This window comes from Rhodococcus sp. RCBS9 (genome assembly GCF_029457415.1).
GTDB lineage: Bacteria > Actinomycetota > Actinomycetes > Mycobacteriales > Mycobacteriaceae > Rhodococcus_F > Rhodococcus_F qingshengii.
This window is the reverse complement of sequence record NZ_CP120422.1, coordinates 5,735,899-5,759,834: the sequence shown is the minus strand read 5'-3', so window position 1 is coordinate 5,759,834 and position 23,936 is coordinate 5,735,899. Positions and strand designations below refer to the sequence as shown.

Sequence of the window (23,936 nt, the reverse complement as noted above, 5' to 3'; positions counted from 1 at the left end):
TCAGGACAGGTTCTACTGCAGCTCCGATGTTCGGACAGTTCTCACGCGAACTGTGCGATTGGCGTGAGCTACGGAGAATCTTCCCGGCCGAAGTACCTCGCTTCAGCTGCCGACACAGCCCCGTCGGTAGCGACCCTCATAGACGAGTGGAGCAGACGTGAGCACCAGTATCGATTCATTCGGAGCCAAGGGAACCCTCGAGGTCGGTGAGAACTCTTACGAGATCTTCCGCCTCTCGGCCGTCCCCGGCACCGAGAAATTGCCCTATTCCTTGAAGGTTCTCGCCGAGAACCTTCTCCGCACCGAAGACGGCGCCAACATCACCGCGGATCACATCCGCGCAATCGCAAGCTGGGATCCCTCAGCCGAGCCGAGCATCGAAATCCAGTTCACGCCTGCCCGCGTGATCATGCAGGACTTCACCGGCGTTCCTTGCATCGTCGACCTCGCCACCATGCGTGAGGCCGTCACCACCCTCGGCGGCGACCCGAACAAGGTCAACCCGCTCTCCCCCGCCGACATGGTCATCGACCACTCGGTCATCCTCGACGTCTTCGGCCAGGCCGACGCACTCGAGCGCAACGTCGACCTCGAATACGAGCGCAACGGCGAGCGTTACCAGTTCCTCCGTTGGGGCCAGGGCGCATTCGACGACTTCAAGGTCGTCCCCCCGGGAATGGGCATCGTTCACCAGGTCAACATCGAGTACCTGGCACCCACCGTCATGTCGCGTAACGGACAGGCATACCCCGACACCTGTGTCGGCACCGACTCGCACACCACGATGGTCAACGGCCTCGGCGTGCTCGGCTGGGGCGTCGGCGGCATCGAGGCCGAGGCAGCAATGCTCGGCCAGCCCGTCTCCATGCTGATCCCCCGCGTCGTCGGATTCAAGCTCTCCGGTGAGATCAAGCCCGGCGTCACCGCAACCGACGTCGTGCTCACCGCCACCGAGATGCTCCGTAAGCACGGCGTCGTCGGCAAGTTCGTCGAGTTCTACGGCAACGGTGTTGCCGAGGTTCCGCTCGCGAACCGCGCGACGCTGGGCAACATGAGCCCCGAATTCGGTTCCACCGCAGCGATCTTCCCGATCGATGCCGAGACCATCGAATACCTGCGCCTCACCGGCCGCAGCGACGAGCAGCTCGCTCTCGTCGAGGCGTACGCCAAGGAACAGGGCCTGTGGCACAACCCCGACAAGGAACCCGTCTTCTCGGAGTACATCGAGCTGGATCTGGGAACCGTTGTTCCCTCGATCGCCGGCCCGAAGCGCCCGCAGGACCGAATCCTGTTGTCGGAGTCCAAGACTGCGTTCCGCAAGGACATCCACAACTACGTGGAAGAGAACCACCCGACCGAGCACACTCAGCTCGACGAGGCCGTCGAAGAGTCCTTCCCGGCTTCCGATCCCGCGGTTCTGTCGTTTGCCGACGACGGAGCGGTCGACGTTCTCTCTGCTGCCAACGGTGCAGAAGGCCGTCCGAGCAAGCCGGTCGTCGTCAAGTCCGACGCCGGTGAGTTCGTTCTCGACCACGGCGCCGTCGTCGTTGCAGGTATCACCTCCTGCACCAACACGTCCAACCCGTCGGTCATGCTCGGTGCTGCACTGCTCGCACGCAACGCCGTCGAGAAGGGCCTCGCCACCAAGCCGTGGGTCAAGACCAACATGGCTCCCGGTTCGCAGGTCGTCACCGATTACTACGAGAAGGCCGGCCTGTGGCCGTACCTCGAGAAGCTCGGTTACTACCTCGGCGGTTACGGCTGCACCACGTGCATCGGTAACACCGGACCGCTGCCCGAGGCAGTCTCGAAGGCCATCAACGACAACGACCTCTCGGTCACCGCGGTGCTGTCGGGTAACCGTAACTTCGAGGGACGTATCTCCCCCGACGTCAAGATGAACTACCTGGCTTCCCCGCCGCTCGTGATTGCCTACGGCCTCGCCGGAACCATGGACTTCGACTTCGAGACCGATTCGCTCGGTAACGACACCGACGGAAACCCCGTCTACCTCAAGGACATCTGGCCGTCCACGCAGGAAATCGAAGAGACCATCAAGTCCTCGATCGACCAGGACATGTTCCGCAAGTCGTACGCAACCATCTTTGCGGGCGACAGCCGCTGGCAGAACCTCGAAACCCCGAAGGGTGACACCTTCGAGTGGGACGAGAACTCCACCTACGTGCGGAAGCCACCTTACTTCGACGGCATGACGATGGATCCGGCTCCGGTCAAGGACATCAAGGGCGCTCGCGTCCTCGCACTGCTCGGCGACTCGGTCACCACCGACCACATCAGCCCGGCAGGTCCGATCAAGGTCGGCACCCCCGCTGCGCAGTACCTCGACTCCCATGGCGTCGAGCGTGCGGATTACAACTCGCTCGGCTCGCGTCGCGGTAACCACGAGGTCATGATTCGCGGAACGTTCGCGAACATCCGTCTGCGCAACCAGCTCCTCGACGACGTCTCGGGTGGTTACACCCGCGACTTCACGCAGGAAGGCGCACCGCAGGCATTCATCTACGACGCGTCGCAGAACTACCAGGCAGCCGGCATCCCGCTGGTCGTCCTGGGCGGCAAGGAGTACGGTTCCGGATCCTCGCGTGACTGGGCAGCCAAGGGCACCAGCCTGCTCGGCGTCAAGGCCGTCATCACCGAGTCGTTCGAGCGCATCCACCGCTCCAACCTGATCGGCATGGGCGTTGTCCCGCTGCAGTTCCCGGTCGGCGAGTCCGCAGGTTCGCTCAAGCTCGACGGCACCGAGACCTTCGACATCGAAGGTGTCGAGAAGCTCAACGAGGGCGTCACCCCGAAGACCATGAAGGTCACGGCGACGCGCGAGAACGGCGAGAAGGTCGTGTTCGACGCAGTCGTGCGCATCGATACCCCCGGCGAAGCGGATTACTACCGCAACGGCGGCATCCTGCAGTACGTGCTTCGCAACATGATCCGCGGCTAGTAGGCACTACGTGCCTGTGAGCACTTTCGGCCCCTGACGGGTCACAAAGCGCTCACGACCACTTTCGCCGGAAGGCGAACCAGGTTTCATCGGTGGTCGTGAGCGCTTTGTGCACTGAGTCGACATTCAGCGCCTACGGCCGAAAGTGCTCACAGGCAACCCGACAAAGGAGGGATGCCCGTGCCCAAGGTCAGTGAAGACCATCTCGCGGCACGGCGCAGTCAGATCCTTGACGGCGCCCGCCGCTGCTTTGCGGAATACGGCTACGACGGCGCCACAGTTCGCCGTCTCGAAGAAGTCACCGGTTTGTCCCGCGGAGCGATCTTCCATCACTTCAAGGACAAGGACGGCCTGTTCCTCGCTCTCGCAAGCGAGGATGCGAGCCGGATGGCAGATGTCGTCGCCGAAGAGGGCCTCGTCCAGGTCATGCGGGACATGCTCGCGCAGCCCGACCAATTCGATTGGCTGGGAACGCGACTGGAGATAGCGCGTCGACTGCGCAACGACGCCGATTTCCGCGAGAAGTGGTCGCAGCGCTCCGTAGAACTGACGGAAGCGACCAGTGCGCGCCTCGCCAGACAGAAATCGGCCGGTCGGCTCCGTGACGACGTCCCCACCGAAATTCTGATCGGATACCTGGATCTGGTGATGGACGGCCTGGTCGCGAGAATCGCCTCCGGCCACGGCGTCGACAACCTGTCAGCGGTTCTCGATCTGGTCGAGGAATCGGTGCGGCGGAGAGATTGAGGGGCTTCGCCCCTGTGCGCCTTTTTGGTAGTTCCCACTACCAAAAAGGCGCACAGGGGTTTAGGCGAGCTGGATCAGCTCGAGGTACTCCTGCGACCAGTGGTCCTCGTTGCCGTCGGGCAGGAGGATGACTCGCTCGGGGTTGAGGGCCTCGGCAGCGCCCGGATCGTGGGTGACCAGGACGACGGCACCGGTGTAGCTGCGGAGCGCGTCGAGCACCTGCTCGCGTGAGATCGGGTCCAGGTTGTTGGTGGGCTCGTCGAGAAGCAGAACGTTGGCAGCGGACGACACCAGTCCGGCCAGAGCCAGACGCGTCTTTTCACCACCCGAGAGCGTTCCGGCCGGCTGTTCGAGCTGTGGGCCGGTGAACATGAAGGCACCGAGCAGAGAACGCAGTTCCTGCTCCCCTGTGTCCGGCGCGGCGTGGCGGATGTTCTCCCACACGGACGCGTCGTCGTCGAGGGTGTCGTGCTCCTGAGCGAAGTAGCCGACCTTGAGTCCGTGACCGGCGATCAGCTCACCAGCGTCCGCTTTCTCCGCGCCCGCGAGGATGCGGAGCAGTGTGGTCTTACCTGCACCGTTGAGTCCGAGGATAACCACACGAGACCCACGATCGATCGCGAGATCGACACCGGTGAAGATCTCGAGCGAGCCGTACACCTTGGTGAGGTTCTTGCCCATCAGCGGAGTCTTGCCACAAGCGGCGGGTTCGGGGAAACGAATCCGCGCAACCTTGTCCGAGACACGTTCGGCATCGAGGTTCGCCATCAATTTGTCGGCTCGCTTGGCCATGTTCTGAGCCGCGACGGCCTTGGTTGCCTTTGCGCCCATCTTGGCGGCCTGAATCCGCAGCGCACCGGCCTTCTTCTCGGCGTTGGCGCGCTCACGGCGACGACGCTGCTCGTCCGTGGCACGAGCGTCGAGGTACTTCTTCCAGTTCATGTTGTAGACGTCGGCCTCACCGCGGACGGCATCGAGGAACCACACGCGGTTGACGACGTCGTTGAGCAGGTCGACGTCGTGGCTGATGACCACCAGTCCACCCTCGTGGTTCTGGAGGAAGCCACGCAGCCAGGTGATGGAGTCGGCGTCGAGGTGGTTGGTGGGCTCGTCGAGCAGCAGAGTCGTGTCCGAGCGGGCACCGCTGCCGTCGGAGGCGGCGAAGAGGATGCGCGCCAATTCGACGCGACGACGCTGACCGCCGGACAGCGTGCTGAGCGGCTGCCCGAGAATGCGGTCTTCGAGACCGAGGCTGCTGGTGATGCGTGCAGCTTCACTCTCGGCTTCGTATCCGCCGAGGGCCGAGAACCGATCCTCGAGCTGACCGTACTTCTTGACCGCGCGGTCCTGCGATTCCTGATCGAGCACCTCGCCCATCAGAATCTGCTGCTTCTCCATCTCGCGGAGCATCGTGTCGAGGCCACGTGCGGAGAGAACCCGGTCCTTGGCGAGGACGCTCAGGTCGCCCTCTTTGGGGTCCTGCGGGAGGTATCCGAGTTCACCGGTACGTACGACGCTTCCCGCATATGCCTCACCTTCGCCGGCGAGGATGCGCAGTGTGGTCGTCTTTCCGGCTCCGTTACGTCCGACGAGTCCGATCCGGTCGCCCGGCTGGATGCGCAACGAAGGCCCGGGAGCCGTGAGAAGGGTGCGGACACCGGCACGAACTTCGAGGTCAGTGGCGGTAATCAAGCAAACTCCTCAGGAAAAACGACGAATACGGGTAAACAATGCCTGACTACAGACACAAGAACTATCGATTTTACCGTGACCTGACGGTCGTTCCGACCAGCAGCGTGTGAGTCCGCTAACGTTCGGGACATGACTAGCGAAAACAGCACTCGTCCTCGCGACCTCGAAGGCCGTGCCGCCATCGTCACCGGCGCAAGTCGCGGAATCGGCAAAGCTGTCGCCGCCGAACTCCTCGCTCGCGGTGCCGACGTCTTGATCACAGCCCGCAAGCCGGAGCCCCTCGAGGCCGCCGCATCCGAGCTGTCCGCTCTGGGGCACGGCGGAAAGGTCGTCGCATTCGCGGGCAACGCAGCCGATGCCGAAGCCCGCTCCGGTGCCGTCGACCGCGCCGTGTCCGAATTCGGTTCACTCGACATTCTGGTCAACAACACCGGAATCAACCCCGTCCTCGGTTCGCTCATGGAAGCGGACCTCGACGCCGTGCGCAAGATCTTCGACGTGAATGTGGTTGCCGCCCTCGGTTACGTCCAGCAAGCACATCGGGCATGGATGGGCGAACACGGTGGAGCCGTCGTGAACCTGGCAAGTGTGGCCGGGATCCGGTCGACGGGCGTCATCGCGGCGTACGGCGCGTCGAAGGCTGCGCTCATCCGCCTGACGGAAGAACTGGCCTGGCAACTGGGACCGAAGATTCGTGTCAACGCCGTAGCTCCCGGGATCGTCAAGACGCAGTTCGCGGCAGCCCTGGTCGCTGCCGGCGAGGACAAGGCGTCGGCGGGCTACCCGATGAAGCGGCTCGGCACCCCCGAGGACGTTGCCGGCTTGGTCGGCTTCCTCGTCTCCGACGCGGCGGCGTGGATCACGGGCGAAACGGTCCGGGTCGACGGCGGTCTGCTCGCAACGGGATCGATGTAGTGCGCCGGTCGTGAGCACAGACAACTCCTCCGCCGACGTGGTGATCGTCGGTGGCGGCCCGGCCGGGCGGGCACTCGCCACCCGCTGTATCGCCCGGCAACTCACCGTCGTCGTTGTCGATCCGCATCCCCATCGGGTGTGGACGCCGACCTATTCGGCGTGGGCTGACGAGCTGCCGTCGTGGCTGCCGGTCGATGTGATCGCAAGCCGGATCGAACGCCCGAGCGTGTGGACCCGCAGACAGAAAACGCTTGATCGCACATATTGCGTATTGAATACATCTTTACTGCAATCATTTCTCTCGGGCACATCCGTACAGTTCAGAGCCTTGCGTGCTCAAACACTGTCACCTACCGCCGTCCTGTGCGTGGACGGATCGCAGCTGACAGGTTCCGTCGTCATCGACGCCCGGGGTACCGAACTGACGGTGACAACCGCCCAGCAGACCGCCTTCGGAGTGATCGTCGACCGCGCTCTGGCCGATCCGATTCTGGGTGGAGGCGAAGCCTGGTTCATGGACTGGCGAACAGACAACGGCGCCTCCGACGCCGACGCCCCGTCGTTCCTCTATGCGGTCCCACTCGATGACGAGCGAGTCCTCCTCGAGGAGACCTGCCTCGTCGGCCGGCCGGCGTTGGGGCTCCGCGAACTCGAAGCGCGTCTGCGCACCCGGCTTCGCAATCGGGGCTGCGAAGTCCCCGACGACGCACCGGTCGAGCGAGTCCGTTTTGCAGTCGAAGGCCCGAAGGAGTCGTTCCCCGACGGTGTCCTCCGGTTCGGCGGGCGAGGCGGTCTGATGCATCCGGGAACCGGATACAGCGTTGCCTCGTCACTCGCCGAGGCAGACGCTGTCGCCAAAGCAATCGCCGACGGTGGAGATCCCAACGCGGCGCTCTGGCCGCGGTCGGCCAAGGCGGTGTCTGCCCTTCGCCGCGTTGGCCTGAACGCACTTCTCACCCTCGGCTCGGGAGAGGTCGCGACATTCTTCGACACGTTCTTCGATCTACCGGTCGAGGCTCAGCGGTCCTACCTGTCCGATCGGCGGGACGCGTCCGCGACGGCGAAGGTGATGGCAACCCTGTTCCGATCGTCACCGTGGCACGTCCGAAAGACGTTGATGCGCGCGCCGTTTCTGAGGTGAGCACTCCGGACCGACTACTGCGCTCCCATCGAGCCGGCGATCATCGGCCAGGAATTGTGTAGGTCGTCCTGCCAGTAGCCCCACGAGTGGGTTCCGGTCGGCTTGAAGTCGAAGGTCGCGGGGATGCCCAGTGCGTTCAGTCGGTCCGCCAAGCCGTGCGTGCACCCGTTGACCGCGGATTCGATGATGCCGCCGACGACGATCTGATTAAGGAGGGCTCCGGGATTTCCGTTCACATCGGGTGCCTGAAGGTTGTCGTGCGGACCTGGCAGCCCGGATCCGGTGGAAACGTACAGTGCGGTCCCCCGCAACTTCTCCGCGTTCACGACCGGATCGTTCTCGCGCCACCCCGGACCGTCGAACGGTCCCCACATGTTTGTCGGATCAGCGCCACCCCGCGCGCCGACCACCAACCGCACATAGTCCTGACCCGGCTGGGTGGAAGTCTCCGCGCACCCGCTGTAGGCCCCGACACTCCGATAAAGGCCTGGTGCCGAGATCGCGAGATTGAGTACCGACGTCGCCGTCATCGAAATCGCCGCGATGGAGTTGACCCCGTTGGTACCGAACTGCGCATCGATGACGGGCGGCAGTTCGCGAGTGAGGAACGTCTGCCACTTGTTGCGCCCGAGTACGGGATCGTCTTTCTGCCAGTCGGTGTAGTAGCTGAACGCTCCTTCCAGCGGCGTCACGACGTTGACGTTCTTGTCGGCGAAGAAGTCCAGGACATCGGTCCGTCCTTCCCACGTTGCACTGTCCTCGCCACCACCGGCGCCGTTGAGCAGATACAACGTAGGCCGTGGGGCGCTCGTGTCGGCGGGGAGGATCACCTCGAGTGGAATGTCGCGGCCCATCGCATCGGAGTGGACGCTGATGGTTACGGTGCGTGCCGGATCTGCGTTCGCGGGCCAAGGCGCAAACAGCAGTGGAACCAGTGAAATCGCCAGCGCCGCGGTGACGCGTCGACGGTAGGTTCGGATTCTCATCGGAGCGTCCCCCCAGGTGTGCGAGTCGGGTTCTCGAAGCGGATACCCGCTCGATACGCCCCGAACCGACCCATCCACACGCAACGGTTCGGGATCAACCGTGATCGTTTGCCTCGCGCAAACGGCCGGCGGCGACCATCATGGGAGGCATGCGCTCGATTTGGAAAGGCTCGATAGCCTTCGGTCTGGTCAACGTCCCGGTCAAGGTGTACTCGGCGACCGAGGACCACGACATCCGATTTCACCAGGTCCATGCAAAAGACGGTGGCCGCATCAAGTACAACCGTGTGTGTTCCGAGTGCGGAAACACGGTTCAGTTCGCGGACATCGACAAGGCGTACGACTCGGAAGACGGATCGCGCGTCATCTTGAGCGACGAGGACTTCAACAAACTCCCGGCTGCGGAGAAGCACGAGATTCCGGTGCTGGAATTCGTGCCGAACGATCAGATCGATCCGATCTTGTTCGAGAAGAGTTACTTCCTCGAGCCCGATTCGGCGTCGCCGAAGGCGTACGTCCTGCTTTCGACTGTGCTCACCGAGAGTGATCGAACGGCACTGGTGCATTTCACCCTGCGACAGAAGACGCGCCTGGCCGCGATGCGCGCTCGCGACGGTGTTCTGGTGATCCAGACCTTGCTGTGGCCCGACGAAGTTCGTGCAGCAGAGTTCCCTTCCCTCGACGACGTGGAGAAGCCGAAGGCGAAGGAACTGAAGATGGCGCAGACGCTCGTCGAGAGCATGGCGGGCGATTTCGATCCGACCGAGTTCACCGACGACTACCAGCTCCAACTGAGGCAGTTGCTCGACGAGATGATCGAGAACGGCGGCAAGAAGGTCATCCCCGCCGCCGAGGTCGACCAAGAGGGCACCGATGCGGAGGTGGTCGACCTGGTTGCCGCACTGCAGCGCAGTGTGGACGAAGCGAAGTCGAACGCCTCCAAGGCCGGCTCGTCGAAGTCGACCACACCGAGGAAGAAACGAGCCTGAGTCAGCCGCGCACGTCTTGGACCTCGATCAGAGCGTCCAACTCTGCGTCGACGTCCGGGGCCGCGTGACGACCCGTTCCGACCGCAAGGTTGATCACGGGTCCGATCGCCTCCAGACCTGCCTCGGTGAACATTTCGGCGTGTGACGTGGGCACCGGACGGTCGATGATCACCCCGGAGACGAACGGTCGCCACGCCGACGCGGTTCGCAGCGGGTCGAAGGTGTCGGCGTGTGCCGAGAAGAACAGCAGATCGCCCACGAACTTGCCCGGGCGGTATCGGTGAGCCAGTTCGGCGCCGGCGGAGTATTCCTCGAACAGTCGCTCGATCCGATCGCTCGAGACCAAAGGGTGATCGCCGATGGTTTCACGCAAGAGCGCTTCGGCGTCCTCGGATGTCAGATCACGCTCGCCGGTGTCCGGGACCGAGATCCCCAACCCGCCGATCAGTTCGGCGAGAGAAGGCTGCGCGCCCGCCATCGTCGGGTCTTCGAGAACGAAGCTGTCGAGCAGAATCAGGTCGGCGACGCTCTCACCCGCGGCTTGCAACTGCACCGCCGCCGCGTGAGCGATCAATCCGCCGATCGACCACCCCAGCAGGTGATACGGACCGTGCGGCTGAACTCCGCGAATTTCCTCGACGTACCGCGCCGCGAAGTCCTCGATCAGCTCCGCCCGAAATTCGGAGTCCGTCAGGACCGGCGACTGCAGGCCGTAGAGCGGCCGGCTGGAGTCGACGTAGCGATCGAGCGCTCCGTAGCACCAGGCCAATCCGATGGCCGGATGGATGCAGAACAGTGGCTCGGCGCGGCCTTCCGGACGTAGTGGCAGGACTACCGCAAGTGCGGAGGTATCCGCGTCACTTGTCACAACTGTTGCCTCGAGTTCGAAGAGTCTGCGCGCCAATGCCTCCGGAGTCGGGTCGGAGAATATCCACGCGACGGGGACGGTCATGCTGGTGCGTTCTTTGATGGCAGCGACCAAACGCGTTGCCATGAGTGAGTTGCCGCCGAGTTCGAAGAAACTCGAATCGGCGTACGTGTCTACGTCGGCCAGATCGAGTACCTCTGCGAAAGCAGCGCAGATCGCGATCTCGTCGCTGCCTTCCGGACTGCGTCCACTCGGCGACTCCCAGTTGGGAGCAGGCAGAGCGCTGCGATCGAGCTTGCCCGCCGGTGTGGTCGGGACTGCGCCGATCACGACAACAGCGGACGGGATCATGTGCGCAGGCAGCGATATACCTGCGTGACGGCGCAGCGCGGCGGCGTCGAAGTCCGCATGTGCCGGGACGACGTACGCGACGATCCGAGCGTCGACGCCCTCCCCGACGACGACGCTGACAGCCGAATGCACGGACGCTTCCGCTGCCAGCACCGCGTCGATTTCTCCGAGTTCGATTCGGAACCCTCGGATCTTGACCTGGTGGTCTGCGCGTCCGAGGTAGATCAGTGCCCCTGAGCGATCTTCGCGCACAAGATCCCCGGTGCGGTACATCCGAGCGCCTTCGGGTCCATGCGGGTCGGCGACGAAGCGCGCGGCTGTCAGTGCGGGGTTGCCGAGGTACCCGCGGGCGAGACCGTCGCCGCTGACGTAGAGCTCACCGACGACCTGGCCGGGAACCGAGTGCAGTCGGGAATCGAGAATCATCGCGTCCACGCCGCGGATCGGGCCGCCGATCGTCACGGGCTCCCCCGCGACCAGCGAATCACTGATGGTGACTGCGACGGTGGCCTCGGTCGGGCCGTACGCGTTGAACATTCGGCGCCCCGGTGCCCACCGAGATACGAGGTCGGCGGAACAGGCGTCGCCGCCGACGACGACGGCTTCGAGATGGTCGAGCCCGGCGGGATCGACAGTCGCCAAGGCGGCTGGAGTCACGAAAGCATGGGTGATCGTCTGCTCGTCGAGCAGTTCGTGCAATTCGACACCGCCGAGAACTGTCGGCGGCGCTATCACCATCGTTGCGCCGGCGCCGAAAGCCAGAAGGAGCTCGAGAACCGACGCGTCGAAGCTCGTCGAGGCGAAGCTCAGAGCGCGAGAGTGCGCGGTGACGCCGAAACGCTCCCGCTGTTCGTCGGCAAACGCTGCCAGTCCCGCATGAGTGACCAACACGCCCTTGGGTTTTCCTGTCGAGCCCGAGGTGTAGATCAAGTAGGCCGGGTTGTCGAACTCGAGTGGCGCGTCCGGCAGTGTCTCGGAATGGACTGCCTCGATTTCGGTGGTGAATTCGATCGCATCCAACTCGATCCACGATGTGACGCCCGGAAGGCCGGCCGCATACTCGCCCCTGGTGATACCGAGTACCGCTCCACTGTCGGTGAGCATGTGCTCGATCCGCTCGGCGGGGTACGCCGGATCCACGGGAAGAAACACTCCGCCGACTTTCGCTACGGCCCAGAGCGCGATCACATAGTCGGCCGACCTCGGAAGCGCCAGTGCCACAATCATTTCCGGCGCTATTCCGCGAGCGATCAACGCAAACGCCATAGCGTCGGAGCGTCGGTCGAGTTCGCCGTACGTGAGCGAGACGGAAGCGGCGACGTCGACGATTGCCGCAGCGTGCGGATCGGCAGCGCCGCGAAGCAGCAACTCCGGCAAGGTCAAAGCATCGCCGGCCGGACGTCCGGGCAACGCACGCAGGCGACGTCCCGCAAGATCCACGTCACCGACGACGGCGGAGGGCTGGGCAGTCAGTGTCTCGACGATCGTTTCCAGCATCACTGCAAACGACTCCGCCGTATCGGTGTCGAAGAGATCCTTCGCGTAGGTGAGGGAGGCCTCGTAGCCGCCGCCTTCCTCCGCGGTCTGTTCGACAACGGTGAACTGCAGGTCGTACTTGGCGATGTCCGGTGTGATCTCGTGGGCACGAACGGCAAGTCCAGGCAGGTCCCACGTCGTCGGGTGGGCGCCGTGGAACGAGATCATCGTCTGGAACACCGGATGACGGTCGGTGCTCCGGGTCGGCGCCACCACGTCCACGACCTGCTCGAACGGAATGTCCGCGTGGGCGAAGGCGTCGAGATCGACGGAGCGGACAGTACGCAGAACGTCGACGAACGTCGACCCGGGGTCGACCGTCGTGCGCAGTCCCACCGTGCCCACGAACATTCCCACGAGGTCGTCGAGAACTCGGTGTCCTCGCCCGGCGACCGGAGATCCGATCACGATGTCGGTGCTTCGACTCAGCCTGGACAGCAGGACGGCATAGGCAGCGTGCAGCACCATGAACGGCGTCGCCGCATTGGCTCCGGCAACCGCCTCGACCGCGATCCGGGTGTGCGCCGGAAGCGAGACCGCGGTGTGGGCACCGCTCAACGACTGGGTGAGCGGACGCGCTCGATCGCTCGGAAGGTCGATCAATTCAGGTGCGCCCCGCAACGTCTCCCGCCAGTACGACGCCTGTGCCCCGAGCACGCTCTCGGATTCGTTCACCGAGCCCAGCGCTTCCCGCTGCCAGATGGCGAAGTCCGCGTAGTGCACTTCGAGCGGGGTGAACTCGGGAGCGTGTCCCGAACTTCTCGCGACGTAGGCGGTGAGCACGTCCTTCATCAACGGCGCGATCGACCATCCGTCCGCCGCGATGTGGTGGATCACGATGACAAGTGTGTGGTGCTGCGGCGTCGATTCGAGCAGGAGCGCGCGAACGGGAGCTTGGGTCGTGATGTCGAATCCACGCGACGCGAATTCTCTGGCGAGCTCTGCCGGTTCACGGGTGTCCGCATTTCCGTACTCGAGCGAGGTGAATGCATCCTGGATCACCTGGTGTGGACCGGAGTCGGAGTCGGGGAACACCGTGCGCAGGATTTCGTGCCTTTCGATCACGTCGAGGACCGCAGCTTCGAGGGCCGGCACGTCGAGTGCACCGTCGAGGGAGATCGCAGCAGGGACGTTGTACGCGGGTGAGCCGGGATCCATCTGGTTGAGGAACCAGATGCGTGCTTGCGCGTAGGACAGCGGAATTCGCTCGGGGCGGTCTACGGCGGTGATCGGTGGAAGCGCCTTCGCCCCGGCGGATGTGTCGAGCGCGGTGGCAAGTTCCCGAATTTCGGGGTGCTCGAACAGCATTCGGACAGGCACCTGCCTGCCCAACGACTCGCCGAGTCGCTGGGCCAGTCTGGTGGCGAGCAGTGAGTTGCCACCGAGTTCGAAGAAACTGTCCGACGCACTGATCTGTTCGATACCCAGCAGTTCCGCCACGACGCCGGCAACCTGGAGTTCGGTCGCGGTCGTCAGCGGCTCGACACTTCGCTCGGACGAACGCAGTGTCGGCGCCGGCAATGCCGATCGGTCGAGCTTCCCGACGGGGGTCAGCGGTACGTGATCGATCGGGGTGATCGCCGACGGCACCATGAAGGCGGGCAGTGAGCGGCGCGCATGGCTCAGCAGCTCGTCCATCTCGACCGCATCGGCACCGAGCACTACGTACGACGCCAACATCGTCTCACCGGAAGCTGCGTCGACGCCCACGGTGACCGCGAACTCGACGCCGGGGTAAGTGCTGAGGACGGAGTCGATCTCGCCCAGTTCGATGCGGAATCCGCGCACTTTCACCTGGTGATCGGAGCGTCCAACGTATTCGATCGTCCCGAGCGGCGTCCACCGAACCAAGTCACCGGTCCGGTACATGCGGGTGCCGGCCGGGCCGAACGGCGCTGCCACGAATCGCGTCGCCGTCAAGGCGGGTTGGTCGAGGTAGCCGCGGGCAAGTCCCAGGCCGGCGATGTAGAGCTCACCGGTGACCCCGACGGGTACCGGCTGAGCCGAGCCGTCGAGAATTACCGCGGACACGCCGCGGACGGGCCCGCCGATGGTCACGGTCTCCCCCACGCTCAAGGCATCACTGATGCAGACCATGACGGTGGTTTCCGTCGGCCCGTAGCCGTTGAACAATCGGCGACCCGGTGCCCACTTACGGACCAGTTCGGGTGGGCATGCCTCGCCACCGACAACGATCGACTGCAAGACGTCCAGCCCGGTGGGATCGACCGAGGCCAGCGCTGCCGGTGTGATGAACGCGTGGGTCACCTGGTGATCGGTGACCAATTCGGCGAGGTCCTGGCCGCCGTAAACGTCGGGAGAGGCGATCACCATCGTCGCGCCTTCACCGACTGCGAGCAGCAGTTCGAGGATGGATGCGTCGAAGCTCGGTGAGGAGAAGTGCAGCGTCCGCGACTGCGCCGAGATGCCGTAACGCGCCGTCTGCTCGGCCGCCAACGCGCTCAGGCCACGGTGAGTGACGCTGACACCCTTGGGCTTTCCTGTCGATCCGGAGGTGTAGATGATGTAGGCGAGGTTGTCGATTCGGATCGGCGCGGCCGGAACCGGCTGCCCGACACCGTCGCCGTGGATGTCGTCCATTGTCATCCACGGAACCGGGCGGGGCAGTGATTCGATCACCGCTTCCGTCGTCACTCCGCGAGTGGCTCCGGAGTCGGTGAGCATGTGCAGAATGCGATCGGCGGGGTATCGCGGATCGACCGGAACAAACGCGGCGCCGGTCAAGGAAACGCCCCACAAGGCGACGATAGAGTCGATCGAGCGCGGAATCGCGATCGCCACAATGTCTTCGGCACCGATCCCTTCCGTGGTCAGACGGCGGGCAAGCGCCGATGCACGGGCGAAGAGATCTCGGTAGAGCACGGTGGTGTCACCGGATCGAAGGGCCACCGAATCGCCTGAACGGGTGGCGGTCCGCGTCAATATTTCGGCCAAGGTACGCGAGGCTGTCCACGCCGGACCTCGTACCGGCATCAGCGACGCCCGCTCGAGGGTGCTGAGGAAATCTAGGTCGCCGATCGCGGTCTCCGGATCTGCGGCGACGGCGCGGGCCACCGACTGCACACGCGCGGCGATCGTTTCCGCGGTGGCAATGTCGAAGAGCGCCTCGGCGAACCTGAGCGACCCGGTGATCTCGGTCTTCTCGGAATCGCCTGCCAGCAGGGTGAACTCGAGGTCGAACTTCGCGACGGACGGTTCGAGTGCTTGCGCTTCGAGATGCGCGTCGTGGACCGTGACCTGCGGCGAGACCACATTCTGGTGGTACGACAGCATGACCTGAAACAGGGGGTGTCGCGTAGTGGACCGGTCGAGATCGAGGGCGTCGACCAGCACCTCGAAGGGCAGCTCGGGGTGCGCGAAGGCGGCAAGGTCGCGTTCACGGACGACCTCGAGCAGGGAGGTGAACGACGCTCGGTGATCGACCGGCGTCCGAAGCGGTACCGAATTGACGAACATCCCGATCAGGGAATCCAGCTCGGGTCGCCCGCGGCCTGCCACCGGGGTGCCGACCACCACGTCGTCGGTTGCACCGAGACGCGCGAGAACAACCGCCAGGATCGCGTGTACGACCATGAACTGCGTCGAGCCACTGCGCCTCGCCAAGGCGGCGAGACGCTCCCCGGTCGCCGCGTCGATGACGATCGGCACCGATCCGACGGCGGTCGTGGAGACAGATCCGCGTGGGCGATCGACCGGTAGCAGTACCTCGTCCGGGGCACCAGCCATGGCAGTGGTCCAGAAGGTCAGTTCGCGGGCAGCCAGAGACTCCTGGTCGCCGACCTGTCCGAGCGAGTCTTGCTGCCACACCGCGTAGTCGGCGTACTGCACGTCGAGCGGTGTGAAAACCGGGGCGTCTCCGACGACGCGTGCGGAGTACGCCGCGACGAAATCTGCCGCAAAGGGAGTCAGGGACCAGCCGTCGAAGGCGATGTGATGGATGACGACGACCAGTACGTGAGCGCCGGCGTCCTCGCGCACCAGCATGGCCCGAATCGGCAGATCCGAACCGAGATCGAACCCACGCGCCGCGAACTCCGTCGTCGCCACGTCGACACCTTCGGATCCGCAGTAGCGCTCGACGGAGAACTGCACGTCGGAGAGCGCTCGGATGACCTGGCTCGGGCCGTCGGCGCTGTCGACGTAGATCGTTCGAAGCACCTCATGGCGTGCAATGACGTCCGTAAGCGCCTCCTCGAGTGCATCGCCGTGGATGTCTCCGGTGATGCGGATCGCGAACGGAATGTTGTAGACCGCGGACTGGGGGTCGAAGCGATTGACGAACCACAGGCGCTGTTGCGCGGCGGAGAGCGGTAGGCGGTCCGGCCGAGCACCGGCGCTCAGGGCAGGTCGATCGTCTGATGCTTCGGCGCTCGCCGCCAGACGTGCAGCGAGCGCTTCGACGGTCGGTGCTTCGAAGATCGAGCGCACGTCCACGGTGAGTCCCGTCGCTGCGCTCAACCGCGCGGACACCTGCGTCGCGACGAGCGAGTTGCCCCCGAGATCGAAGAAGCTGTCTCCAGCTCGGACCTCGGGTACGTCGAGCAGTGAAGCAAAAACGTCGGCAACGGTTCGTTCGAGTCCGGCCTCGGGTTCACGGCCCGTTCCGAGGATTTCGCGCGGTATCGGCGTCGGCAACGCTCTGCGATCGAGTTTGCCGACCGGAGTCAACGGAATGGCGTCGATCGGGGTGATCGACGACGGAATCATGTAGCGCGGCAGCGTGTCGGCGAGTCCCACGAACAGCGACTCGATATCAGCGTCGCCGCTCAGCAACACGTACGACGCCAGAGTGGTACCCGCGGCGGATTCGACGGGAATCGTCGTGGCGAACTGGACGAGGGGGGAATCCATCAGAGCAGCGTCGATCTCGCCGAGTTCGATGCGGAACCCGCGGATCTTGAGCTGATGATCGCTGCGGCCCACGTAGCGAAGGGTCAGGTCCTTGGTCCAGCGGACCAGGTCACCGGTTCTGTACATCCGGGCACCGGGCGTCGAGTACGGATGCGCGACAAACCGATCCGACGTCAGCGCGGGACGAAGGTGGTAACCACGTGCAAGGCCCGGCCCACCGATGTACAGCTCGCCGACGCCGCCGATCGGGACCGGTTGCAGCCGAGAGTCGAGCACCACGGCGTCGATTCCGCGGATGGGACCGCCGATGGTGATCGGCTCCCCCGGTGAGAGTGGGTCACTGATGGCAACCATGACAGTGGTTTCGGTCGGACCGTATCCGTTGTGCAGTCTGCGCCCGTTGCCCCAGCTCGAGACCAATTCCGGCGTGCACACGTCGCCGCCGACGACTACGCATTCCAGTGCCGTCACGCCCGCCGGATCGACGGTCGCCAGCGCAGCCGGAGTAATGAAGGCATGAGTGACCTCGTGGCTTCGGAGGAACTCGCTCAACGCCTCCCCTCCATAGATGTCGGGAGGGGCGATCACCATCGTCGCGCCGGTCGAACCGGCGAGCAGTAGCTCGAGTACGGCGCCGTCGAAGCTCGGTGACGCAAAATGCAGAGTTCGCGACCCGGCGGTGATCCGGTACCGATCCTGTTGTTCGCGAGCAAGATTGGCCAAACCCGCGTGAGTGACGACGGTGCCCTTCGGCACTCCGGTCGAGCCGGAGGTGTAGATGACGTACGCAGCCGACGCCGCAGTGATCGACGCTGTTCTGTCAGCGTCGTCGATGGCAGCGTCGGAGTAGGCGGCACATTCTGCAACCGTGTCCGCGTCGCCGAGGTCGATCCAGACTGCGACGTTCCCACCGGCTGCCGGACCGGCCGCAACCTCGGCGGACCGAATTCCGATCCGCACACCCGAATCCGCGAGCATGTGCGCAACTCGATCTGCGGGATAACGGGGATCGACCGGGACGAAAACGCCACCGGCTTTGGTGACCGACCAGACTGCGAGCACGGAGTCGACCGATCGGGCAACTGCCAGTGCGACCGGTGTCTCGGGGCCGACGCCCAGGTCCATGAGGTATCGAGCGATCCGATTCGATCGACGCTCCAGCTCCCCGTACGAGAGTGAGCGCTCGGAGTCTTCGAGGGCGATCGCGTCGGGATACTTCCTCGCGGTGTCTCCGAGGATCTGCGCCAGCGTCGATTCGCCCACCGAAGCCACACCGCGTCGCGGCAACGTCGCGGCACTCTCCCGCGATCCGAGTACACGAAGGTCACCAACCGGTGCAGTCGGTTCCGACACTGCCGATTCCACGAGGGTCACGAAGTTTCGCGCCAACGCTTCGACGGTCGCGCTGTCGAACAGGTCGGTGGAATAGGTGAACGTGGCATCGATCCCAGCTGCAGCTCCGGCCTCGTGACGTTCGGTGACGGTGAGCTCGAGGTCGAACTTGGTCAGCCCCGTCTCGACTGCCCGCGCCGTCATCGACACCCCGGCCAGTTCGGCAGTGTGGGTGGTGGCTATCCGCGAGGTGATGGCCGCTTGAAAGACCGGGTGGTGCGCAGGCGAGCGGTCCAGTTCGAGCGCGTCCACGACGACGTCGAAAGGCACGTCCGCATTGTCGAAGGCATCCACGTCGACGGCCCTGACCTGCGACAGGTGTGCGGCAAACGTTGCGTCCCGATCGACGACGGTCCGCAAGGCCAGAGTGTTGACGAACATGCCGACGAGCAGATCGAGAGATCTGTCCCCTCGTCCGGCCACCGGTGTTCCGATGACGATGTCGTCCGTGCCGCTGTACCTGGCCAGAAGCAGGGCGAAGCACGCGTGCAGGGCGATGAACGGCGTGGCGTCGTGATCGGCGGCGAGTACAACGAGCTTCTGATGCGTGGAAGCGCCGATTCTGATGTCGACTCCGGCTCCGCGCATGGTCGGGTCGAGTGCGCGCGGACGGTCCGTCGGCAGGTGGAGCTGCTCGGGCGCTCCCGCCAGCTGCTGCTTCCAGAACGCGATCTGTGAGTGGGCAAGTGAATCGGTGGATGACGCGTCGCCGAGGTGTTCTCGGTGCCAGAGCGTGTAGTCGGCGTACTGCACCGGAAGGGGTGCCCACTGCGGGCTGTTGCCGCCGACGCGGGCGGCGTAGGCGCCGGTGAGATCAGCAGCCAACGGCGCGAGCGACCAACCGTCGGCCACCATGTGGTGCAGAACCACTACGAGGACAGCTTCCTCGTCATCGCCTTCCTTCTCGGCGGCGACAGTGATCAGCAGGTAGCGCACCGGACGTTCGCGGACCAGATCGAAACCGGCCGAAGAGAATTCGAAGATCACTCTCTCGAGGCTTCCGCGTTCCACGTCGATCGACTCGAGCCCTGCGATCCCCTCGCCCAGGCCCAGAACCTTCTGCGTCGCGTTGTCCCCGATCTGAGGAAACACGGTGCGTAGTGACTCGTGACGTGTCACGACGTCCACGATCGCGGCACTGAGTGCGTCGGGATCGACGGCGCCGCGCAACGACACCGCCAGTGGAATGTTGTACGCACCTGATTCCGGTGCCACGCGGTTCAGGAACCACAGTCGCTGCTGCGCGGGAGCGAGAGGCAGTACAGCAGGCCGGGCCACGACCTGAATACCGTCGGCGTCCGGGGTCTGTGCCGCACGCTCGATCGTCGCCGCGATCCCAGACACCGTGGGATGGTCGAAGAGTGCACGCAGCGGCATTTTAACCCCGGTGGCTTCGGTCAAGCGCGCTACCGCCGTCGTCGCTACCAGCGAGTTTCCGCCCAGATGGAAGAAATTATCGTCGAGTCCGAGCGGTCCACTACTCAGGATGTCAGCCAGAACCGCCGCAACCTTGCCCTCGGTCGGGGTCGTCGGGGGTCGGAAGACCTTGGTGGAGGCCAGGATAGGCGAAGGCAGCGCACGCCGGTCCAGTTTTCCGTTGGTGGTCAACGGAATCGAATCGAGGACCATGAAGGCATCGGGAACCATGTAGGTCGGGAGGGCTTCGGCGGCGTGAGCTCGGAGGGCGTCGGCGTCCACGACGTCGGAAGCGGTCACATAGGTCACGAGAGCGCCGCCCGCCGGCGTCGGAGCCACGACGGTCACGGCATCGTCGATTCCCGGCGCGCTGAGGATGACGGAGTCGATTTCGCCGAGTTCGATCCGGAATCCGCGGATCTTGACCTGCGCGTCGCCGCGTCCGAGGTACTCGAGTTGTCCGGGCACAATCCATCGTGCGCGGTCGCCGGACCGGTACAACCGTCGTCCGCCGGCATTGAACGGATCGGCAACGAACCGGCCCGCGGTGAGGTCTGGACGGCCCAGATAGCCACGGGCGAGTTGACCGCCCGCGACATAGATCTCCCCCGCGATCCCCACCGGGACCGGGGAGAGATGCTCGTCGAGCAGGTACACACGAAGTCCGTCGATCGCGTCACCGATCCGGCTGCCGGTCAGCGCACTCGCGCTCGCCCGGTCGAGTTCGAGATGGGTGACGTGCACCGTCGTCTCGGTGATGCCGTACATGTTGACGAGTGCAGGCGCGGATTCCGTGTGACTTTCGTACCCCGGGTGATTGTCGTACCAGCGCCCGAGTCGACGCAGGTCCAAGGCTTCGCCACCGAAGATCACGTACCGGAGCCGGGTCTCCGAATCGGCCCGAAGGTCGGCTTCGATGTACTGGTAGAAGGCCGAGGGCGTCTGATTGAGCACGGTGACGCCTTCTGCGGCGACCAGCGCCCGGAAGGCGTCAGGGTCGCGTGATACCTCGTGATCGACCAGGACCAGCGTTCCGCCGTGGAGCAGCGCGCCCCACAGTTCCCAGACCGAGAAGTCGAAGGCGAACGAGTGGAACATCGTCCACACGTCGTTGCCGTCGAATCCGAATTCGACGTGCGTGTTCTCGAACAATCGCACCACGGTGGCGTGGGTGACGGAGACGCCCTTGGGTCGGCCCGTCGACCCCGAGGTGTAGATCACGTACGCCAGATTGTCGGCTCCGTGTCCGCGCGGGCGCTCATCGGTTTCCAGACTCTCACCGGAGTACTCGTCGGACTCGACCCCGACGACCACCACGTCAGAGTTCGGGAAGGCGGAGTTCGGGAAAGTGGAGTTCGGGAAAGTGGAATCGGAGATGACGCACACCGGTTGCGCATCCTCGACCACATACGCCAAACGCTCGGCGGGGTGCGCACCATCGAGTGGGAGGTATCCGCCGCCGGCCTTCACTACCGCGACAGCGGCAACGATCATGTCCACGGATTTCGGCAGCATGATTCCGACCAACGACTCGGATCGCACGCCATGATCGACGAGCTTGCGCGCCAACTGATTCGATCGTCGATCGAGTTCGCGGTACGACACGCGCTCGCTACCTGCGACAACGGCGATCGCTTCCGGGGTCGCCCGAATGCGGTCGGAAAGGATCTCGGAGAGCGTTCGGACCGGGGTCATCGGCAGAACGGGCGGCACCAGCGCCTGGCGCGCGTCCGGGCGCAGTAGATCCACTGAGCCGAGCGCCGAGTGCGGAGCACCGACCATCGCGGTCAAGATTCGTAGATAACGGTCGGCGAGGTCCTCGGCTTGCTCCTTCGTGCCGAGCCAATCCAGAACACCGGAGATCGGCTGATCGAAATCGGCATGCTCACCAGTCGGAATCGCCAGGGAGACAAACAGTTCCGGCACGGTGGCCAGATCCGATCCGATAGGCGCACCGACCATGAGCCCCGGAAATCTCGGGTGAGCATCCAGCGGCTCCTCGAAGCAGACCATCGCCCGGAACAACGGGCCCGTCTCGACCCAGCGGCCGTCACCGAGTGCGGCGGTCACCGAAGACAGAAGAATGTCTGCGTGTTCGAGAGCTTCGATTGCGACGGTGTCCACCGCACCGACCAGGTCGGTGAGCGTCATGGTGTTCGACACCGTCGAGCGAAGCACCAACTGGTTGGCGAACATCGAGACGAAATCGTCCGGATTGGAGGCGCCGTACCCTCGGACCGAGACGCCGATCGACACCTCGTCGGCCGAACCGACGCGGCGCAGCAGTCCGGCCATCGCAGACTGGAACAGCACGAACAGACTCGTGTTCATCGTCGTCGCCATCGTCTCGAGGCTCCGGCAGAGGCCTGCCTCGATCTCGAGGGGCGTGGACGTTCGACCGGTTCCGGCGACGACCGGCAAACCCAGTTCCTCGGCGGGGTTCGACAAGGTCGCAGACCAGTACTCGACGTTGCGGGCGTGTTGGACTTCGGCGATCCATTTCCCCGCGGCGTCGGGGTCGATGTCCATCAATCGAGTTCCCGATTCTGCGGCGCAGAATAATTCGAGGAATTCGAGGAAACGCCGGTGGTGACGCGAGATGTCCTCGTTGGTGTACAGGTCTGGGTTCGCGGCGAAGTCGATCTGGATCTCTTCGGCTGCGGAAGTCTGATAGACGTTGACGGAGAGGTCTTCGATCGGCCCGGTCGAGATCACGTTCAGTTCGCCGTGCGCGTCCCCGAGAGTGATTCCGGAATGGAACAGCATGAGGTTGATCAACGGCCCGTGGAAGCCTCGTCCGTCGGCAATGCTGTGATCACCGGCGTTGAGGTCGCGTCGTAGGTCCTCGTGGCGGTACTTCTGATGACGCAGTGCGCCGGTGAGTTCGATCTTCACCTCGTGCAGCAGGTCCCCGACCGCGAAATGCGGATCGACGCTCGCACGTATCGGGACGACGTTCGACATCATTCCGCCGGACCTGCGAGCAGCTTTTGTCGTCCGCCCCGAGACCGGCAGGCTGAGGACCACGTCGCGGGTCCCGGTGGCCCGGGCGAGGTAAGCCGCCAGAGCACCGATCACCACTGACGACGTCGTCACATCGTGGGCGGAGGCCAGCCGTTCGAGGGAGCTCCGCAGTTCCGTAGGTACCGTCGCCGACCGTAGGCGAGACCATGCCTGCGACGGAGCAGTCGAGGACGCGAGCGAGGTTCCGCCCGGTTTGTCGGCCATCTTGGTGTTCCAGTAGTCGCGATCGCGCTCCCACCGCGTGGAGCCCAGATAGTCGGCCTCTGCCTTCACCAACGATTGGAGGGGGGCAGTTACCGCTGGGGGAACTGGTAGATCGCGCACCACAGCGGTGTAGATCTCGGCTGTGCGGTTCATCATCGACATCGCGCCGAAACCGTCGAGCGCTACGTGATGAATACGGCTGTACCAGTAGTAATGGTCGTCGCGAAGCACCAGGACTGCCAGCCTGACCAGGCGATCGGTGAACGGATCGATGGCAGCAGTGTGCTCTCTGCGCATCCATTCCTGCGCTGCAGATTCCGGATCCGATTCGGCGCGAAGATCGACCACGTCGAGGGAGTCGTCCATGTCGAGATCGAGCCACTGACGCGCAACCCCGTCCACCTCGACCAGGCGCAGATATCCGGAGCCGATCTCACGGCCGGTCTGTTTGCTGGCAGCGGTCAGCAGTTCGATGTCGAGTGGGCCGTCCACGTCCACGTACTGAGCGATGCTGACGGGAATCTCGGGTCGAAGCTGTTGTGCGACAAGCAGGGAAAGTTGCGCGGCAGAAAGAGGGAAGGTGAGTTCGTCGTCCGGACGAGCTGCGGAAACGATTCCTCGGTCGGGACTGCCATCCACACGAATCTCCCTCTTACAACTTGATCATGATGCAAACAGGTTTATGCGTCCGCTGGACGCTTCGAACTGATCGGGGCACTTCGAAAATGAGACGAATACTTTGGAAAGCTCGGGTGGAAACTGGCAAATCGCCCGCCGGAGATCACATCGTGACAATCAGCTGCGATGTTACCGATCAGTCAGCTTCCAGCAAATATTCATCAAA

The 23,936-nt window shown here is 64.2% G+C and carries 8 protein-coding genes; 5 read left to right on the top strand and 3 right to left on the bottom strand.

The window, feature by feature from the left end; translation table 11 throughout:
* Nucleotides 1–157 precede the first annotated feature (157 nt).
* Both acnA and P0M12_RS27045 read left to right on the top strand, forming a co-directional pair.
* Nucleotides 158–2,959, top strand: coding sequence for an aconitate hydratase AcnA (gene acnA, locus P0M12_RS27050; RefSeq protein ID WP_007727883.1), 2,802 nt, complete (start codon nt 158–160; stop codon nt 2,957–2,959).
* A gap of 180 nt (nt 2,960–3,139) precedes the next feature.
* The gene (locus tag P0M12_RS27045) at nt 3,140–3,706 is read left to right on the top strand and encodes a TetR/AcrR family transcriptional regulator (RefSeq protein ID WP_003944970.1); all 567 of its coding nucleotides are present in this window, start codon (nt 3,140–3,142) and stop codon (nt 3,704–3,706) included.
* A gap of 60 nt (nt 3,707–3,766) precedes the next feature.
* Here P0M12_RS27045 and P0M12_RS27040 read toward each other — a convergent pair whose 3' ends face one another.
* Nucleotides 3,767–5,398 (bottom strand): ABC-F family ATP-binding cassette domain-containing protein, encoded by a 1,632-nt coding sequence (locus P0M12_RS27040; RefSeq protein ID WP_003944932.1) that lies wholly within the window; start codon nt 5,396–5,398, stop codon nt 3,767–3,769.
* A 129-nt stretch (nt 5,399–5,527) separates the two neighbouring features.
* Between P0M12_RS27040 and P0M12_RS27035 the strand changes: the two genes are divergently transcribed.
* The gene (locus P0M12_RS27035) at nt 5,528–6,313 is read left to right on the top strand and encodes an SDR family oxidoreductase (protein ID WP_125051061.1); all 786 of its coding nucleotides are present in this window, start codon (nt 5,528–5,530) and stop codon (nt 6,311–6,313) included.
* A gap of 10 nt (nt 6,314–6,323) precedes the next feature.
* Complete coding sequence (locus tag P0M12_RS27030; RefSeq protein WP_042445625.1) at nt 6,324–7,454, top strand: lycopene cyclase family protein; 1,131 nt, start codon at nt 6,324–6,326, stop codon at nt 7,452–7,454.
* 14 nt (nt 7,455–7,468) lie between these two features.
* Here the strand turns inward: P0M12_RS27030 and P0M12_RS27025 are convergent, their stop codons facing one another.
* On the bottom strand, nt 7,469–8,440 hold the full coding sequence (locus P0M12_RS27025) for an alpha/beta hydrolase family protein (RefSeq protein ID WP_003944869.1): 972 nt from the start codon (nt 8,438–8,440) through the stop codon (nt 7,469–7,471).
* Between the two features lie 140 nt (nt 8,441–8,580).
* Here P0M12_RS27025 and P0M12_RS27020 point away from each other — a divergent pair, with 140 nt between their 5' ends.
* On the top strand, nt 8,581–9,429 hold the full coding sequence (locus P0M12_RS27020; protein WP_020907736.1) for a Ku protein: 849 nt from the start codon (nt 8,581–8,583) through the stop codon (nt 9,427–9,429).
* Nucleotide 9,430: 1 nt separating this feature from the next.
* On the opposite strand, the gene P0M12_RS27015 is transcribed toward P0M12_RS27020, so the two are convergent.
* Nucleotides 9,431–23,731, bottom strand: a complete 14,301-nt coding sequence (locus tag P0M12_RS27015) for a non-ribosomal peptide synthetase (protein ID WP_277377100.1) — start codon at nt 23,729–23,731, stop codon at nt 9,431–9,433.
* Nucleotides 23,732–23,936: the final 205 nt, after the last annotated feature.